The sequence below is a fragment of the Bradyrhizobium sp. CCBAU 51765 genome, assembly GCF_015291725.1.
In the GTDB taxonomy this organism is placed as follows: domain Bacteria; phylum Pseudomonadota; class Alphaproteobacteria; order Rhizobiales; family Xanthobacteraceae; genus Bradyrhizobium; species Bradyrhizobium liaoningense.
The window spans coordinates 3,332,497-3,345,323 of sequence record NZ_CP030038.1 but is presented as its reverse complement, the minus strand read 5'-3'; the positions used below and the strand labels follow the sequence as shown (position 1 = coordinate 3,345,323).

9 protein-coding genes are annotated in these 12,827 nt (G+C 63.8%); 5 read left to right on the top strand and 4 right to left on the bottom strand.

All coding sequences use genetic code 11. The annotated features are described in order from the left end of the window. Positions 1 to 135: 135 nt before the first annotated feature. Complete coding sequence (locus XH96_RS15970; protein WP_194393313.1) at positions 136 to 1,488, bottom strand: ferric reductase-like transmembrane domain-containing protein; 1,353 nt, start codon at positions 1,486 to 1,488, stop codon at positions 136 to 138. A 393-nt stretch (positions 1,489 to 1,881) separates the two neighbouring features. Here XH96_RS15970 and XH96_RS15965 point away from each other — a divergent pair, with 393 nt between their 5' ends. Further along, positions 1,882 to 2,379, top strand: a complete 498-nt coding sequence (locus XH96_RS15965) for a DUF6789 family protein (protein WP_194393312.1) — start codon at positions 1,882 to 1,884, stop codon at positions 2,377 to 2,379. 91 nt (positions 2,380 to 2,470) lie between these two features. Here XH96_RS15965 and XH96_RS15960 read toward each other — a convergent pair whose 3' ends face one another. Continuing rightward, positions 2,471 to 4,756 carry a heavy metal translocating P-type ATPase gene (locus XH96_RS15960; RefSeq protein ID WP_194393311.1) on the bottom strand — a complete coding sequence of 762 codons (2,286 nt, stop codon included), beginning with the start codon at positions 4,754 to 4,756 and terminating at the stop codon, positions 2,471 to 2,473. A gap of 432 nt (positions 4,757 to 5,188) precedes the next feature. Here XH96_RS15960 and XH96_RS15955 point away from each other — a divergent pair, with 432 nt between their 5' ends. The 4 genes from XH96_RS15955 (at position 5,189) to XH96_RS15940 (ending at position 9,852) form a co-directional block, all read left to right on the top strand. Beyond that, a complete protein-coding gene (locus XH96_RS15955) occupies positions 5,189 to 5,368 on the top strand; it encodes a hypothetical protein (protein ID WP_194393310.1) in 180 nt (59 codons plus the stop codon). Continuing rightward, positions 5,365 to 6,648: a DUF4010 domain-containing protein gene (locus XH96_RS15950; RefSeq protein WP_210337889.1), complete on the top strand. Its 1,284-nt coding sequence runs from the start codon at positions 5,365 to 5,367 to the stop codon at positions 6,646 to 6,648. Before XH96_RS15955 ends, XH96_RS15950 begins: the two co-directional genes overlap by 4 nt. 21 nt (positions 6,649 to 6,669) lie before the next feature. Beyond that, positions 6,670 to 9,324 (top strand): cation-transporting P-type ATPase, encoded by a 2,655-nt coding sequence (locus XH96_RS15945; protein ID WP_246790099.1) that lies wholly within the window; start codon positions 6,670 to 6,672, stop codon positions 9,322 to 9,324. Between the two features lie 234 nt (positions 9,325 to 9,558). Further along, the gene (locus tag XH96_RS15940; RefSeq protein ID WP_210337888.1) at positions 9,559 to 9,852 is read left to right on the top strand and encodes a hypothetical protein; all 294 of its coding nucleotides are present in this window, start codon (positions 9,559 to 9,561) and stop codon (positions 9,850 to 9,852) included. A gap of 259 nt (positions 9,853 to 10,111) precedes the next feature. Here the strand turns inward: XH96_RS15940 and XH96_RS15935 are convergent, their stop codons facing one another. Both XH96_RS15935 and flgK read right to left on the bottom strand, forming a co-directional pair. Next, positions 10,112 to 11,023 carry a flagellin gene (locus XH96_RS15935; RefSeq protein ID WP_194393309.1) on the bottom strand — a complete coding sequence of 304 codons (912 nt, stop codon included), beginning with the start codon at positions 11,021 to 11,023 and terminating at the stop codon, positions 10,112 to 10,114. Between the two features lie 13 nt (positions 11,024 to 11,036). Then, on the bottom strand, positions 11,037 to 12,812 hold the full coding sequence (gene flgK, locus XH96_RS15930; protein WP_194393308.1) for a flagellar hook-associated protein FlgK: 1,776 nt from the start codon (positions 12,810 to 12,812) through the stop codon (positions 11,037 to 11,039). Between the last annotated feature and the right edge of the window lie 15 nt (positions 12,813 to 12,827).

Genomic DNA, 12,827 nt, shown 5'->3' with positions numbered 1-12,827 from the left:
CATCCCGACTGGATTTCGGTCACTTCTTGGGCGAGCGGAAGATGACTATGGCGGCGTGTCCTTCCTCCAGCTCGCCGCAGGGCATAGCATTCTGGCATTCCGCCAGCGAAGTGTGCGGCGGTTTCGATCTCTGCGCTATCGCATCGCGAAGAGTTCCTGATGGAACCTCTCGCCGACGGGAAAGCCGTGCCTGGCGAAGTCTCGCCTGAGCGCTTCACCGAAGGCGGTCGGGCCACAAAACCAGATGCTTGCCGTGCGCCATTCCGGCGCCGCTTCGCGAATGCGCTCGCCACTCAGTCGTCCATCACGGGCGTCGACAAGCACGTGCAGACGTACATCAGCCGAGCGCGCATCTGCTGCAAGCTTTCCCAGCGCCTCCTCGTCGACATCAGCCGTGGTGTGAAAGAGGTGAACCGTCGGCGCAATGGTGCAGGCGGGAGTACCCGTCCGCATGGCCAGCTCCTTCATGCGGGCGACGAAAGGCGTGATGCCAATGCCTCCGCCGATCCAGACCTGGTGCGCGCAATCGTCGTCGAAAGTGAAGCAACCATAGGGCCCTTCCACCTTTACTCCCTGCCCGATCCGGAGCTTCTCCCGCAGCTGGCTGGTGTGGTCGCCCAGTTCCTTGGTGATGAAGGTGATCCTGGGGTTTTCAGCGCTCCAGGCGGACGCGATCGTATAGGGATGGGCGCCCTCCGAGGTGTCCGACGTGGCGAAGGCAAACTGGCCCGGACTGTGTCCCGGCCAGCCGTGCGGCACCTCGATTTCGGTCTCGATTACCCTGACGCCGGGATAGTATTTCAGAGAGGTGATCCTGCCATTGACCTGCCGCCCAGCACCCACGCGTCGCAGGAGCGCAAGAACGGCCGCCCACGTGCCGCAGGCAAGCAGCCCGCCCATGATCCAGCCGAGCGGAGACATCCAGTAGCTGAACTTCATCAGAGTGACGGCATGAAAGACCAACACGAGGTACGCAAGAGCGATAAGCCGATGCGTCTTGTAGAACAGCCGGTAGGGAAACCACTGAACGAGTGCCAGAACGATCAGCACCACAGTCCCATAGAATGCCCACTCGCCGAGCCCCTCCGCCAATCCGCGCAGACCGGCAAAGAAGGCTTCAATGGGATTCTCGATGACGGGCCTCGCCCCGCGCTCCGGTCGCGCCAGTAGACCCCAGCCGACCGCCCATTTCGGGCCACTGGCCCACAGCCAATGAACAATGGCCGTCACAAGGGCCGCGATGCCGAGCCATTTGTGCAAGCGGTACATCTTGTCGAGGCCGCCGAGCCACGCCTCCGGCCAGCGCGGTCGCAGTGCGAGGGTCATCGCCATGCTCATGCAACCGATTGCCAGGACGCCGCTTAACTGCACCATCCTCTCGCGAAGCGGGAAAAAGGGACCGGTCCCAAATGGACGGGGTTCCGCAACCAGCCAGAGCAGGACGAGAACCGCCAGACTACCCCAAAATGCCCGCTTTGGATTTTGCATGTGGGCCCTGTCTCGACATCGGCGTGACCGATCGCAGGGCACAATGCAGCCGATCGAGCCGTGTCGCATTGAGCTCACTCAATGCGGCACACATCAGAAGCCACAAAGGCAGCTGTGGGAGGCCAGCTTCTCCCGTCTGGCAACCCTTCCAGCGTTGATCCACGTCAAGACAAAGGGATCGAACTGCGGGCAGGCTTTGACAAGTGTTTCGCTGAACCGGAGCACCGCGATGAGAATGCTGCTCGTCGGAGCTGCAGGTGCGGCTTGCACCACAACTTCAGCATTTGGTCAGACCGGTCCTGTCGCCGCGCTATGCACGCAAGATATCCAAGGGCCGGAGCAAATAGGGAGCCAAGTTTCCGGCCAGCCACTGAGGCTCCGGATGCGCTGCGGATGTCTCGACGAACTGGCGATCGGATCTGGAAGTCGATTGCCGCAGGTATTGCCGGCAGTATCGCCCATTCGCTGCTGATGTATCTCAAATCTCGCGCAGGGCTGCTTCCATCGTTTCAGCCCTACGACAATCTCCAGGCAACGCTCAGTCATTTAGTTGGGAGCGCCGTCGATCCGATGGTGCCGTGGGCGCTATCATTCCTGAACGGTTCGACACTGGTCGGGCTTGTCTTCGGATACTCTTATCAGCGGTTACCCGGCAAGACTGGGGTGACGAAGGGTGCCGTGTTCGGAGTCTTCGGATGGATCATCATGGGGCTGGCATTCTTCCCGATCATCGGCCTCGGCTTCTTTGCACTCGATGCAGGGCTCGGCATCTCGCCGGCATTGTTCTCTCTGATGATGCTGCTCAGCTACAGCATCGTCATGGGCACTGTCTACAATGCGCTCTACGCCAGGGACGGAAAGACCGGCGAAGACCGGCTACAGCATTGGTGAGATCGCCGGTACACTTCCCATATCTGAGCGACAGGAGGAGCAAGGAATCCCTCCAGATCAACCTTGGCCCTCCCGCATATCGAGCTGTCGCCTATGCCGCCACGGCTTCGTAGATATCCTCCTCCTGAGCCGTGTGCATGCGCACCAACGTTTCAATCGCCTCGATGACCCGCTGAGCGTCCCGGACCAGATAGCGGTCGATCTTCTCAGACGGAATGTCCTCGACGATCCGAGCGAGCAGCCGGGCGAGGTGCAGGATCTCACGATGCGCGCGGCTCATGGCGGACAGGCCATGGCGGTCGCGCAGAACCTCCGCAAGCTTTGGATAGACGCTGTCCTCATCCTCGCGCTCGTGCATCACGACGCTCGTCTGAACCAGGCGGTGGGCTTCCCCGATCAACGCCGCGGCGGATTCGGGCGTCACGTCGTCCAGCGCGTCGACGATCTCGCGCAGGCGGTCGAGATCCTTGAAGAGAGCCTGATGATCGTGATGCAAGGACAAGCCCTGCTCTGTCGTGATGCGCGGGCCGCCCCTGACCAGGGCCGGAGTGAGCGCCCGCAGCGCGTTCAAAATGACCGCAACATCGATCACCTCCTGGACGATCGCCGCGGGCACGGGATCGAGCCAGCCAAGCGTGGCGGCGGCCATTGCCGCCAGTGACAGCCCCATGCCGACGACAATGCTCTGCACGGCGATACGCCGTGCCCGCTGTGCAATCACGATCGCTTCCCCAACCCGATCGAGCCGGTCCGCCAGAATCACCACGTCTGCAGCCTCGGACGAGGCGCTCGCGCCGCGAGCGCCGAGCGCGACCCCGATGTCGGCCACGGCCAGCGCCGGGGCATCATTGATGCCGTCGCCAACCATGATGGTCGGATGCTGGCGCTGTTCGGTACGCACCGCCTCGACCTTGTCCGAAGGAACGCGGTCGGCCAGCACGGCATCGAGATCGAGCGCCGCACCGATTGCCTGCGCCGCTGCGGCGCGATCGCCGGTGACCATCACCATCCGCACAATGCCGGCATCGCGCAGCAGCCGGATCGCGCGTGGCGTATCGGGCCGCAGTTCGTCGGCCAGCAGCAGTGCGCCGATTGGTCGCCCATCAACAGCAATGAATACGATCAACGCCGAACGCCACGAGGCGCGCCGGATGGCACGCAGTTCCCACGGCGATAGCTCGGCATGTGAGGGAAGCATCTCTCGCGAGCCGGCGGTGACCTGGCGTCCATCGATCAAGCCGCTCAGACCAGACCCCATGGTCTCCTTGACATGTTCCGGCGGCCTCAGCTTGAGACCGCGATCGACGGCGGCAGCAACGACCGCCTTCGCGAGCACATGATGCGAGGCTTGCTCGAGCGACGCCCCGAGCGTCAGGACCTCGTTCGCGTCCTGCCCCGGCGCGACCTCGACGGAGAGCAACCGCGCCCCTCCCACGGTCAGGGTGCCGGTCTTGTCGAGCAGGACGGTGTGCGCGCGCGCCAGCGCCTCCAGCGCTGCTCCGCCCTTGACCAGGATGCCGCGGCGGGCGGCCTGCGCCACGCCGGCGATGAAGGCGACCGGTGCGGCCAGGATCAGTGGACAAGGTGTCGCCGCCACCAACACGGCAAGGCTACGGGTCAGATCACCGGAGATGCGCCACGCCACGAAGGCCATGACGAGCGTCACCGGCAGAAAGATCAGCGCATAGCGGTCGGCCATTCGCACGAAGGGAGCCTTCGCCGTCTGGGCCGCCGTCACCATCCGCACGATGCCGGCGTAGGTGCTCTCGCCAGCCGGCGCGGTCACGGTCAGCTCGAAGGTCTCACCCGCATTCAGTGAGCCCGAAAGCACTGCGCTGCCGCGTGTCTTCTCGACCGGAATGGGTTCGCCTGTGACGGCGGACTCGTCGATCGTGGCCGAGACCGAGCCGACGATACCGTCGACAGGCACAATCTCGCCTGCCCGTACCAGGAGCTGTTCGCCGACTGCGACTTTCTCGATCGGGACGTCCTCGATCCGCTCGTCGTTCTTGCGATGAGCGTGCCGCGGCGCCCGATCGACCAGGGACCGCAGGTCGCGCTCCGCCCGCGCGATCGCGATGTCCTCCAGCACATTGCCGCCGGAATACATCAGCGCGACGACGGCGCCGGCAAGCGGCTGGCCCAGGGCCAGCGCCGCGCTCATCGACAGCAGCGCAATCGCGTCCACGCCCAGACGGCCGCCCATCAGGTCCCTGACGATCGAGACCGCCAGTCCGCCGATCACGGGCGCAGTGCCGAGCGCCCATGCGAGATCGGCCAGATCGAGGCGGCCGGCGGCTCGCGCAAGAATACCCGCGGCCAATCCGGCGATTGCAATCGCAACCAGGGTCCATCGCAAGACCCGTTCAAACGACATGGTTTGGTCCCACAGCTAACGGAACGTTACTCTCTCCCGAAACCAGCACCGTTGCTTGAGCAGGATCAACCGCAGAGATGAAGAAACACCAATTCGCAAGCGCTCATTCAGAGGGATCATTGCAAGGCTGGTCGCACCTGGCGTATGCGGGGCGATAGCGGGAATCTCTGCCACTCACGGACCGCGACGTCTCAGGTTTTCTATCCACTGCGCCCGAACGAAATCCCGTGCGGCGTCAACATTCTCAGCCACGTTCAACGAGATCGCGGGCTTGCGACATGGCTGCGGCCGTCAGATTGAGCGAAATCAAGTGGCCTGGCGGCGGCCTCGTCGATAGTTCCAGCCGCTGGTCCTTGCATGAGATAGCTCAAAGTGGATACCGTGCCGGGATCTCCTGTCGCATCTCCGGCACGCTCGCGGCGGATGCATGCGATGCTGCCGTTCATTGCTGTCGTCGTCAGCCTCACTTTTCTCGAGCCAGCGGGCGTGGCACTTGATCTATTGCTGCCCGCGGTGACCATGACGATGATACGACTCCGGCGGGATTGGGCAGCAGTCGCGATCGAAGCACCGCCACAAGCACAAGAACGTGACGCCGTGCAGTACACATGATGGACTTTCTGAAGCCGAGTCTAAGCCCCGACGTCATCGCCATCATCGTTGCACTCGGCATCGGGCTCCTGATCGGTCTCGAGCGAGAACGCCGCAAGGGCGAGGGACCGGGGCGCTCGCCTGCCGGGCTGCGTACCTTTGCCGCGGCATCACTCGCCGGCGCCGTCAGCGTCATGATCGGCGGCAAGGGCCTGCTGGCGCTCGTGACCGCGGGGATCATGGCCATGACCGCGATCGCCTATCTCCGGTCCAGGAGCGACGATCCCGGCTTGACTTCGGAGACCGCACTCATCCTGACGGTTCTGCTTGGCGGACTGGCCACCCAGCGTCCCCTTTTGGCCGCGGGCGTTGCCGTCATTCTGGCCATTCTGCTTGCAGGCCGTGCGGCATTGCACGACTTCGTCCGAAAGGTGCTCAGCGAAGACGAGGTCAAGGACGGCCTGATCTTTGCCGCCGCCACGCTCGTTGTCCTACCCTTGCTTCCGGATCGGCCGGTCGGCCCCTATGGCGCGCTCAATCCACGTGCGATCTGGATCATCGTCATTCTGGTAATGGCCATCGGCGCCGCCGGGCATGTTGCAATACGCCTGCTCGGCGCAAGAGGCGGTCTCGCCATCTCAGGCTTCGCCTCGGGCTTTGTCTCCAGCACGGCCACGATCGGAGCGATGGGGGCGCGGGCTCGCGAGGCACCGGAGCTGCTTGGCGCCGCCACCGCCGGCGCAACGCTTTCGACCGTCGCAACGATCGTTCAGCTCGTCGCGGTACTCGCAGCGACAAATCTCGCTACGTTGCAGAGTCTGACGATTCCACTCCTCTGTGCCGGTGCCGCGGCAGGTCTCTATGGCGCGATCTTCACGGTCAAGGGCATGCGAGAGACGAGCGCCGCCGAGCTCCAGCTCGGACGTGCTTTCAGCCTGCCGTCGGCCTTGTTGCTCGCCGTGACGCTCTCCGGCGTCCTCGTGCTCGCTGCCGGCCTGCGGGACGCGTTTGGGGAAATCGGCCTGCTGGTCAGCGCGGCCGTAGCCGGGCTCGCAGATACGCATTCGCCGGCCGTCGCCGCAGCCACCCTCGCCGCCTCAGGAAAGATCAGCTCCGCCGATGCTGTGGCTCCGATTCTGGCGGCGCTGTCGACAAATACGGTCAGCAAGATCGTCGTTGGCTGGGTCAGCGGCGGACGCTCCTTCGCGCTGCGGCTGATCCCCGGCCTCGTGCTGGTCATCGCGGCCGCATGGGCCGGTGCAGTCGGCCCTGATGTCGCTCACCAAATGTTTCGGAGATAGCCGGGAAGAGGCGCAGGTCTGATGCCGAAAGGCGATTTGATGCATGAAGTTGGACTGACAACAGCGACCGCGCATTCGTTGCCGGCGAGCGAGATCCTTCGCGCGCTTCAAGTCGAGCCGGAGCAAGGCCTCGCGGAACATGAGGCGACGGCGCGCCGCATCCGTTTCGGTTCAAACGCGATCGCTGCAAGGAAGCGGATCAGCGCTCTGACCATACTTCTTCACCAGCTGCAGACCCCGGTGGTCTACCTGCTGGCGGCAGCCGCTGCGCTCGCCTTCTGGTTCGTCGAACTCGCGGAAGGCGTGGCGATCGTCGCGGTTCTTGTCCTCAATACCCTCATCGGTTTCCTGACCGAAATCAGGGCAGCACGATCGATCGAGGCACTGCGCGCGCTTGGCCGGACATCGGCTCGCGTGCGACGCGACGGTCACACGCGCGTGCTCCCGGCGGAGGACCTCGTACCCGGCGACATGCTCCTCGTCGAGGCCGGCGACGCGATCTCGGCTGACCTGCGCATCGTGGAAGCCTCGCGGCTTGCGGCCGACGAGTCGACCCTGACGGGCGAGTCGGTGCCGGTTGACAAGTCGCCCGAGCCGGCCGCCGAAGATGCGCGGATCGCCGAACGCACATCGATGCTGTTCAAGGGCACGGCCGTGACGCGCGGCAGCGGTCTTGGTGTTGTCGTCGCGACGGGCCCCCGGACGGAACTCGGCCGGATCTCTCACCTCGTCGAAGAAGCGGAGCCAGAGAGCTCACCGGTTGAACGCAGGCTCGCACGGTTGTCCGGGCAGCTTGTTTGGGCGGTCGGGCTTCTGACCGTCGTGATCGCGGCGGTTGGAATGGCGAAGGGAGAGGATGCTTTCCTGGTTGTGGAATCGTCGATCGCGCTCGCGGTGGCCGCCATTCCCGAGGGCCTGCCGATTGTGGCCACACTCGCGCTCGCCCGCGGGATGTGGCGCATGGCGCGCCAGAATGCGCTGCTGGAGCGGCTCTCCGCGGTCGAGACATTGGGCGCGACCACGGTGATCCTGACCGACAAGACCGGAACGCTCACCGAGAACCGGATGGCCGTGCGGCGGTTGTGGGTGGAATCCGGCGAAGTCGAAAAGGCCGGCGCGGAGGAGCTGGCCGGCGATGCGCTGCTCCAGCGGCTGCTGCATACAATGGTACTCTGCAACGAGGCCTCGCTTGGCCGCGGGGGAGCAGCCCATAGCGGTGATCCCATGGAAGTGGCGCTGCTGCAGGCTGGCCGGGCGGCAGGTTTGAATCGCCGCGAGCTGCTGCGCGGCTTCCCGATCGCGGCCAAGCACGCTTTCGACAACGAAAGCAAGATGATGGCGACCGTGCACCAGCACGGCGACGCGTATTTCTATGCCGTGAAGGGTGCACCGGAGCATGTGCTCGCCGCGTGCACCGGCATGCTCACCGAGAACGGCGAGACGACACTGGACGAAGCCGCGCGCCGTCTATGGAGCGGGCGTATTGCCGAGCTCGGACAGCACGGCCTGCGCGTGCTCGCCTGCGCGAGCAAACTGGCGATATCCGCAGATGCTGAGCCTTATCGCGCGCTGGTATTCGTGGGCCTTGTCGGCCTGGAAGACCCTGCGCGCGCCGACGTTCCGCAGGCGATCCGCGATTGCCGTCATGCCGGCATCCGTGTCGTGATGGTGACCGGCGATCATGCCGTCACGGCCCGTAGCATAGGCCGTGCGATCGGACTCGAGACTGACCATGTGGCAGAAGGCCGCCATGTCCAGCATCTCATCGAAAAGCACCCGCAGGAGCTGAAGCGCGTTGGCATCTTCGCCCGCGTCAGCCCGGCCGAGAAACTTGCGATCGTACGCGCGTATCAGGCGTCCGGTGAAATCGTCGCGATGACGGGGGATGGCGTGAACGATGCACCAGCGTTGAAGCAGGCCGACATCGGCGTGGCCATGGGCCTGCGCGGAACGGACGTCGCGCGCCAGGCGGCGGCGATGATCCTGCTCGACGACGCCTTTCCGACGATCGTCAAGGCGGTTCGGGAAGGCAGAGTCATTTTCGGCAATATCCGTCGGGCCGCCGCTTACCTTCTGTCCTGCAACATCAGCGAGGTCCTGGTTGTTGGGATCGCGATCGCGGCGGCACTGCCCCTGCCGATCCTTCCGCTGCAGATCCTGTACCTGAATCTCGTGACCGACGTATTCCCCGCTTTCGCACTGGCAATGGGCGAGGGAGAACGCGATATTCTCGAGCGGCCGCCGCGCCATCCGAAGGAGCCGATCCTCGGTCGCCGACAATGGACAACGATCGTGCTGCAGAGCATTCCGCTGGCCGGCGGAACTTTCGCGGCGCTTGGGCTGGCACTTTCGGCCGGCTGGACCGGCGAGGCAGTGGTCACCACCACATTCCTGACGATCGCATTCGCGCAACTCTGGCACGTCTTCGACATACGCAGCAGCCGCTCCGGCATCGTCGCCAACGAAGTCACGCGCAATCCATGGATCTGGGCTGCCGTCGGCCTCTGCGGCGCTCTGCTCGCGGTTCCTCCCTACTGGCCGCTGATGGCGGAGGTCTTGCACGTCACCTCCCCGACGGCGGCGATGTGGGCCGTCATCATGGGCTGCAGCCTGGCGCCATCGCTGCTCATTCAGGTCGGCCGCGCCATCATCGCGCTTGCCAATCGAGATCATTAAATCGCCGCCGCCGGTCGCGCCTGCAATGTTCTCCGCGAGCGCCGCCGCCCGGCCCTTTGGAGCCGGAGCAACGGGATCGGGATGGAGCGGGTGAAGCGCTCCGACGCAACCATTTCTGTAGATTTTCCTTTTTGATTACAGCAGCTTTGCAGGAACGAATCTCGGGGCGCACATCGGATTGGAAATGCTGAAAAAGACTGGCTTTGTCGACGAGAATGAAATGATCGGCCGGTCGTGGATCTGAGCCGTGACCTGAAATCGGTGCCGCAGGGAGCGGCTACGCACGTCTGGTGCGCGGTGAGTCCGCAGCTCGACGGCAAAGGCGGGGTATTCTGCGCCGATTCCGACATCACTCCCGTACTGCCGGAGGTCGGTTCCACTGATCTGACTCAAGATCGCACCAATCGCGGCACCGGCGTCCAAGCCTATGCCGTTGACCAGAAAGCTGCCGAAGAGCTTTGGCGCAAAAGCGAGGAGATTACCAATACCTCCGTCCAAGGCGTTCGTGACGCGACTACGTTGCGCTAGCGCCACCACAAATTCGCTCCGATAGAACCGTAATTTAGATCGGCGTCGACAAGAGCGTGCGTCAATGCGAAATGGCTCAGATACGATGATATTGCACTGATACCGACAATCTACTTTTTGGCAGGATCGACATCGACCAACCAGTTTCGACTGGCAGATTGCGGCGTCTTCCGCCCAGGCTAATCGCAAGTCTGAGCCGCCCGATCTTTGGGAGGCTCACTTCCCCTGTCGACGGAGCTGGAAACTTACAGGCCTTGCTTCACTTCAGATAACTCGCAAGATTCAGGCTCAAGATCTTCCCGAGAGCAGAATAGGACGCCGTGAGCTGCGTCTGGTAAGTCGACAGCTGCGCCGTGATGGCGGCGACGTCGACGCTGGTCAGGTCATTCGACAAGGTCTCCGCATAGCTCTTGTACTCGGCCTGGCGAGCGCTCGCGGTCTCGATCGCGGACGACGATCCCGACAGCCTTGCCTGCACGGCGGCGGTGTCGTCGAGCGCCGTGCTGGCGAGATCGAGCGCGCTGGTGATGTCCGAAGACGACAGCGTGGTGCTGTTGGCGACGAATTTCAGCACGCGCATCACTTCCTCGAACGCCGAATTGTCGGCGGTGACGCCGTATGATACGGCTTCGTCGGCGGCGACCCGCACCGAAGCGATCTCGTTGTCGCCATTGTAGTAGCTGGTGTCCGCAGGCGTGGTCGAACCGGTGCCGGACGAAAAGCTCGTGAGATCGACCGGGGCCGTGTCCGTCTTGCCGCCGGCGAAGACGTACTGGCCGTCGTATTGCGTGTTCATCAGCGAGCCCATCTGCTCCAGCATCTGCTGAGCGGAGCTGATCACCGAATTCACCTCAGTCGAACTTCCCGTCGAGGCGGCGGTGAGCTGGGACCGGAGCTGGGTGAGGATGTCCGTCACCGAGCCGACCGCCGAATACATCACCTGGACCTTGCTATCGGCGAGCGTAGCGGCATCGATATAGGATTGCGCGCGCGTCACCGAAACCTGGAGGTTGACGACGTGCTGCGCATCCGAGCCATAGCCGCCGAAATCGGTCGAGACGACGCCCGAGGATTCCTGGATCTGCATGTTGGCCATGACCGATTCCACGCGCATCGCGTCGGCGATCATCCGGTTCGACTGGGCGAAGGTGGCAACCCGCATCGCGATCATCAGCGCGCCCCCGTTACGTCGACTGCACGGCGGTGAGCAACGCCGAGTACATGGAATTGATGGCCTGGATCAGGGCTGACGCCGCCGAATATTTGTTCTGAAGCGTGCTCAGATTGGCTGATTCTTCGTCGAGGTTGACGCCGGACTGCGACGCCAGCGAGTTCGCGTAGGTCGACTGAGCGGTTTCTTTGGCCGTGTAGTTGGTGGACGCTTGCGAGGCCTTGCTGGAGACGTCGGACACGATGGCCGAGGCGTAGTCGGCCAGCGAACCCGTGGTGGCGGCAAGCCCGCCGGTCGACGCGAAAGTGCGCGAGTCCGTCAGCGCATCGTACAAGGCATTGACCACGGTGGCCGAGCCCGACGCCAGCACCGAGCTGCCGACCGTCAGGCTCGAAGACGAATCCAGCGTCGCGAGCTGCAGCTCGTTCGTCCCGGACAGGATCTTGCTGTTGACCGCGATGTCCGAGGCACTCGTTCCGGTCACGAGATCATTGAGGCCGAAATATTCGGAGAATCCCTCGCTGGAGCTCCCGACCGAGCTCGTCATCTCGTTGATGGCGACGCCGTTGCCGGAGCCGGTCGCCGTGATCGAGAGATGGCCATCCGAATCGACCGAGGCGGACAAGCCGGAGATACCGTTGATGGCGGTGACGAGATCGCCGACCGTCGCGTAGGACGACAGGTCGAGATCGGCGTAGGAGACCAGGTTGCCGCTCTGGTCGGTTGCCGCGATACGCACCGAGCCAGAGGCGGACAAGGCAGAACTGCTGGTGACGGCCGTCGTCCCCGTCAGGCTGGTCGGCGCCGGCACCGAAGAGGCGCTGTTCGAGACGTCGCTCATCACGGACGCAAGCTGCTGCGCCAGCTGGTCGAGCTGGGACTGCGCGTCCGGCAGAGTGTCGTCACGGAGCGTGATGAGTGCGCCGATATCCCCACCGGTGATCTGGGAGGTGATGTCCACCCCGTTCACGGTGATCGCGCTGAAGCCGCTCGACGAGGAGCCGGCGGTGTAGGTCGTCGACGCCGTCACATTGGCGGCCGCCGTATAGCTGATCGTATGCGCGGAAGAGTCCACCAGCGCCTGGCCTGACGTGGTGTAGATCTGGAGATCGCCGTTCGACGCCGTGAAATAGCTGATATTCATCTTCGAGGCGAGGTCCTGGAGCGCGGTATTGCGCTGGTCCTCGAGATCCGCGGTCGACTGGCCGGTCGCCGCCGTCTGCTTTATTTCGGCGTTGAGGTCCGCGATCTGCTCCAGGTCCGCGTTGACGTCGTCGATCGACGAGGAGATGTCCTGATCGGCATCCGACCGGAGCTTCTGGATCCCGCTCGAGGTCTCACGCAGCTGGCTTGCAACGTCGTCGAGCGCGCTGACGACGTTGGATTGCAGCGATGCGCTGCTCGGCGTGCTCGCCAGCGACGACAGCGCCGATTCCAGCGAGGCGATGCTGTTGGCGAGTGAGGTCCCGGACGACGAATCGCCGCTGCTGCTGATCGAACCGTAGAGCTGCTGGAGCGACGTCAAATAGGTGTTGGTGGTGTCGGCCGCGCCGAGATCGGAATCCGCGCTAACCAGCGACTTCAGCAGCAGCTTGTCCACCGTCGCGGTGATGCCCGTCACCGTGACGCCGGTACCGACGCCGTTGGTGACGCTGCTCGACTGGGTCGCGGACTTCTTGGTGTAGCCGGTCGTATCGGCGTTCGAAATGTTCGACGACGTCACGCTGATCTGCACGGACGTCGCGGACAGTCCGCTGAAGGCGATCGATCGTGCGATATCGAGCGACACGGCGGTTTCCCTCGT

What these genes read in the sequence shown, in the direction of transcription:
- XH96_RS15970 (WP_194393313.1), bottom strand. Translation starts at nt 1,488, where the DNA reads ATGCAAAATCCAAAGCGGGCATTTTGGGGTAGTCTGGCGGTTCTCGTC.
- XH96_RS15965 (WP_194393312.1), top strand. Translation starts at nt 1,882, where the DNA reads ATGTCTCGACGAACTGGCGATCGGATCTGGAAGTCGATTGCCGCAGGT.
- XH96_RS15960 (WP_194393311.1), bottom strand. Translation starts at nt 4,756, where the DNA reads ATGTCGTTTGAACGGGTCTTGCGATGGACCCTGGTTGCGATTGCAATC.
- XH96_RS15955 (WP_194393310.1), top strand. Translation starts at nt 5,189, where the DNA reads ATGCTGCCGTTCATTGCTGTCGTCGTCAGCCTCACTTTTCTCGAGCCA.
- XH96_RS15950 (WP_210337889.1), top strand. Translation starts at nt 5,365, where the DNA reads ATGATGGACTTTCTGAAGCCGAGTCTAAGCCCCGACGTCATCGCCATC.
- XH96_RS15945 (WP_246790099.1), top strand. Translation starts at nt 6,670, where the DNA reads ATGCCGAAAGGCGATTTGATGCATGAAGTTGGACTGACAACAGCGACC.
- XH96_RS15935 (WP_194393309.1), bottom strand. Translation starts at nt 11,023, where the DNA reads ATGATCGCGATGCGGGTTGCCACCTTCGCCCAGTCGAACCGGATGATC.